At 37.9% G+C, this 3,998-nt stretch carries 5 protein-coding genes; 3 read left to right on the forward strand and 2 right to left on the reverse strand.

Annotated features, from left to right (window positions below; translation table 11 throughout):
- On the forward strand, positions 1-213 hold a 213-nt coding region (locus tag B4237_RS13045; RefSeq protein WP_286943486.1), incomplete at its 5' end, for a hypothetical protein.
- On the opposite strand, the gene B4237_RS13050 is transcribed toward B4237_RS13045, so the two are convergent.
- A complete protein-coding gene (locus tag B4237_RS13050) occupies positions 210-1,247 on the reverse strand; it encodes a cyclic nucleotide-gated ion channel (protein WP_286943488.1) in 1,038 nt (345 codons plus the stop codon). The genes B4237_RS13045 and B4237_RS13050 overlap by 4 nt on opposite strands.
- A gap of 97 nt (positions 1,248-1,344) precedes the next feature.
- On the opposite strand from B4237_RS13050, the gene B4237_RS13055 reads away from it, so the two are divergent.
- Together B4237_RS13055 and B4237_RS13060 are read left to right on the forward strand one after the other, a co-directional pair.
- Positions 1,345-1,659 carry a YegP family protein gene (locus tag B4237_RS13055; protein ID WP_286943489.1) on the forward strand — a complete coding sequence of 105 codons (315 nt, stop codon included), beginning with the start codon at positions 1,345-1,347 and terminating at the stop codon, positions 1,657-1,659.
- 9 nt (positions 1,660-1,668) lie between these two features.
- Complete coding sequence (locus B4237_RS13060) at positions 1,669-3,438, forward strand: SLC13 family permease (protein ID WP_286943491.1); 1,770 nt, start codon at positions 1,669-1,671, stop codon at positions 3,436-3,438.
- Here the strand turns inward: B4237_RS13060 and B4237_RS13065 are convergent.
- On the reverse strand, positions 3,435-3,998 hold a 564-nt coding region (locus B4237_RS13065; protein WP_286943493.1), incomplete at its 5' end, for a serine hydrolase. The genes B4237_RS13060 and B4237_RS13065 overlap by 4 nt on opposite strands.

Here is a 3,998-nt window from a genome sequence, read left to right on the forward strand (position 1 = left end):
GAGCCTCTTAACCTCACTGACTTTACTAAAGTGAAACAGTCATTAATTTTTGAAACTATTAAAATCGTTCGTGCGAATGGCTCAGAGTTTGCTTATCCATCAACGTCAGTTTATATGGAGAATACAGAAAAAAATCCTGAAGATTATGATGTGGTGCAAGATGTTTCTCATGAACCTCAACGTATTGACCCTGATTCAGGCAGTGACGATTAAGCTAAGCGTTTTTTAATTGTTTCCTCAAGTTCTCTAAAAAGCACTTCGTGCTCATCAAAGAGTTCTTCAAGATCAGACTTTTTGAGTTCAAAGAGTTTACTATCATCTGTAGCAACTAAAGTTGCATTTCTGGGTGAGTTTGAGATTAATGCCATCTCCCCAAAAAAATCACCTGGGCCTAAGTAAACAGGGTCTTCAAGATCAACTTTGACTTGACCTTGCTCAATAATAAACATTGCATCACCCTCGTCGCCTTTTTTAAAAATTTCTTCGTTCCTTTGAAATAGTTTTACATCCAGCTTTTCGTTGATCTTATTGATCGCTCCCACTGGTAATTGCTGAAATAAAGGGATAGCTGCGATGGCTTCAAAGGTGATCAAAAAATTTCTTTTTTGAATCTCTTCATAATAAGCTGATGCCAAAATTGCAGCAGGCAAAGCAAACATTCCAATACCAATGAACATGGTAAAGCTTGCAAGAATTTTACCTACTTCGGTGCTTGGAACAACATCTCCATAGCCCACCGTAGTTAACGTTGCTATGCCCCACCACATCGCAGCAGGAATGCTGCCAAATATTTCTGGCTGTGCTTCTGATTCAAGAAAATAAATAAGTGTTGAAACAACCAATAAGATGGAGATCACCATCATTTGTGAGCCAAGCAATGCATTACGTTGCATGACAATGGTCTTAATTAACGTATTAGTGGGGACTAAAAACTTTGAAGCTCTAAAAATTTGAAATAGTCGGAACAATCTCAACATTCTTAAATCAACTAATCCAATAAAAATCGCATTAATCAAGACAATAGCATCAACAGCCAAAAGGAAATCAAACTTTCTAATAACGATGATACGAATTAAAAATTCTAGACTGAATAAGGTTATGGTGAGGAGGTAAAAAACATCAAAAATTCTCTCCACCGTAAGAGTGAGTTCCATTGAAGTCAGTACCTGATCAGCAATGGATAGAATGATAAGGATACCAATAATTTTAGAAAAGGTTCCTTCAAAAAAACTTTTGAGATTTTTCATATGCGGATTATAGCCTAGAGCACTCATGCGCAAAAAAAAATGTGTTTTTTACTGAGTAAGTTTGATAGTATTTAAACTCTGCAGACAAGGAGGAGAAATGTTCGAAATTTATAAAGATAGAGGTGGTAAACATCGTTTTAGACTGAAAGCTAAAAATGGAGAAAATATTATTGCATCTCAAGCTTATGCATCCCGTGCAACATGCATGAAAGGCATTAAATCAGTTGCCAAACATGCTGCTTCTAAAGATAACTTTAAAACTAAAGAAACTCGTGGTGGAAAATGGAGTTTTAATCTGGTGGCTGGGAATAACAAAGTAGTTGCAACATCACAGAGCTACGCTGATAGGTCCTCAATGAATAAAGGCATTAAAAGCGTGATGACTAATGCACCAAAGTTAAAAATCTCATAAGTCTCTCTTATGTTGAGTGACCAAAATGTATTAGTTGTAACTATATTTGTTTTGGTTGGTCTACTAATTTGGGGTCGCTGGCGTTATGATGCCGTTACTTTAGTGGCATTGGCTGCACTGGTTCTCTTTGAGGTCATTCCAATCAATAGTGCTTTTTCAGGGTTTGGTCATCCTGCAGTTATTATTGTGGCTCTAGTACTTCTGATCAGCAGGGGCCTACAGGAATCGGGCTTTGTTGGATTAATAGGTGGACAACTTTCTAAGATTCCATTAAGCGAGAACCAGTTTCTGCTTGTCATTCTGGTAACTGCTGCCGCACTGTCTTCATTTATGAATAACATTGGGGCCATGGCAATACTGCTGCCAGTAACCATAGCAGTGTGTCAGCAAAATAAATGGAACCCACCAAAGTTTTTAATGCCGCTGGCTTTTGCAAGTATTTTGGGGGGGATGAATACCATGATTGGAACCCCGCCTAATATTATTATCTCTCAATATAGAGAAACCTATACGGGGACAAGCTTTAATTTCTTTGATTTTTCTTTTGTAGGTGTTGCTGTAAGCCTGCTGGGCGTCGTCTTTATTGCTTTCCTTGGTTATCGCCTGGTCAAAGTAAGGCAAGAGGCTGGGGATGAAATAAAACTGATTGATTTAAAAAACTATTTGTTTGAAGTCAGGGTAAAAAAAGATAGTAAGGCCATCGGTAAAAGATTGTCTGAAATTAAAAAAGTAGCAGGCCCAGAAACTGAAGTGTTAGGCATTGTTAATGAATCTGGAGCAGTCAGTAAGGTCTCAATGGTCACTAAGTTTGCGCATAATCAGGTACTTGTGATTAAAACCTCGCCAGATGATATTTCAAGACTGCAAAGTGATCTTGATTTAGAGATGTCTGAGGACCTTAATACCATTAATGAATCTGATCTTGAAGAAATTGAGGTTATGGTCACAGCATCTTCAAGGCTTATAGGCCGTAAACAAGAATTTTTAAAACGCTTAGCCTCAGAAGATTTAGCTCTGCTTGGACTTTGGCGACAGGGAGCAAAGTTTAGGACTAGACTTTCACGCGAAATTTTTAGAGTCGGGGATGTGCTTTTACTAGGTGTGCGATCCATTGATGAAGAAGGAGTGAAAGAACGCATTAAGCACTTAGGCCTCATGCCACTGATGCAGCGAGAAATGCAGGTCATCCCTAGTCGAAGTCGATTGCTTAAAAGCATTATTTTCTTTGTAACTTTCTTGCTGCTTGCTGCCTTTAATGTAATTAATATCGTTATTGCTTTCTTATTGTGTGTCCTTGCATTTATTGGGGTTAAAGTCCTAAACGGAAACCTTTATCGAAGTATTGAATGGCCGGTCATAGTGATGTTGGCTGCAATGATACCAATCGGTCAAGCACTTGAAACAACTGGAATATCCAATAATATTGCGATGTTTATTTCAGGCTATACAGAAGCCTTACCTATATACATGATCATACTATTAATCCTTGTGGTGACCATGTTTGTCTCAGACATCATAAACAATGCTGCCACAGCAATTATCATGGCGCCAATCGCTGCAAATATTTCCTCTCAACTAGGCGCTCCTGTTGAGCCTTTTTTAATGGCAGTTGCCGTGGGAGCAAGTTGTGCTTTTCTCTCACCCATTGGACATCAATGTAATACCCTAGTTATGGCACCAGGAGGATATAAGTTTGGAGATTACTGGAGATTGGGTTTACCCCTTGAAATAGTTATTGCAGTTATTTCAGTGCCAATGATTATGTACGTCTGGTTTTAATCAGATAATAAAGCTATATTTTCAATAAACTTATAAATATCTTTTCGAAAAGTAGATTCATCGCCGTTTTCTTTGGTAATTGGAGATGTGACTCCTCCTTCACCCACTTTCATAATCTTCGAACTCTCAAGAAAGTCCCAAACTGCTAAGGTCAGATCCGTATCACCAATTTCTTTTAACCATTTAAATTCTTTAAAATCTTGAGTATCACCAGGAATCGGATCGTATTTAGTTATTTTGGTGACTACTACATCGTTATTTCGATCTACAAAAATGTATTGTCCAAATTTACCGCTTGCAAAAAAGATTTCATGATTTTCATCATCAGCAGCCATCCACCAATGCAACGAATATCCTCCTTGTCTTGGTGCATTAAATCTCCATGATGTGCTAAAAGTTTCATCAATGAAGTCTTTTGGGACCAACGATTGATTGTTCCAATTACCATTTCTTGCAAATAATAATCCAAACCTTGAAAAGTCTCTTGCACTCATATCTATGCAACAGTAGGTCATCACATTCCCACGACCATCCTTCCATAGTGTTGAATTTTTGATGCC

The sequence above is a fragment of the Acinetobacter sp. UBA6526 genome (assembly GCF_002434875.1).
In the GTDB taxonomy this organism is placed as follows: domain Bacteria; phylum Pseudomonadota; class Gammaproteobacteria; order Pseudomonadales; family Moraxellaceae; genus Acinetobacter; species Acinetobacter venetianus.

Excerpts from the sequence above, each read along its gene's own strand:
- B4237_RS13050 (WP_286943488.1), bottom strand. The coding sequence starts at position 1,247 with ATGAAAAATCTCAAAAGTTTTTTTGAAGGAACCTTTTCTAAAATTATT.
- B4237_RS13055 (WP_286943489.1), top strand. The coding sequence starts at position 1,345 with ATGTTCGAAATTTATAAAGATAGAGGTGGTAAACATCGTTTTAGACTG.
- B4237_RS13060 (WP_286943491.1), top strand. The coding sequence starts at position 1,669 with ATGTTGAGTGACCAAAATGTATTAGTTGTAACTATATTTGTTTTGGTT.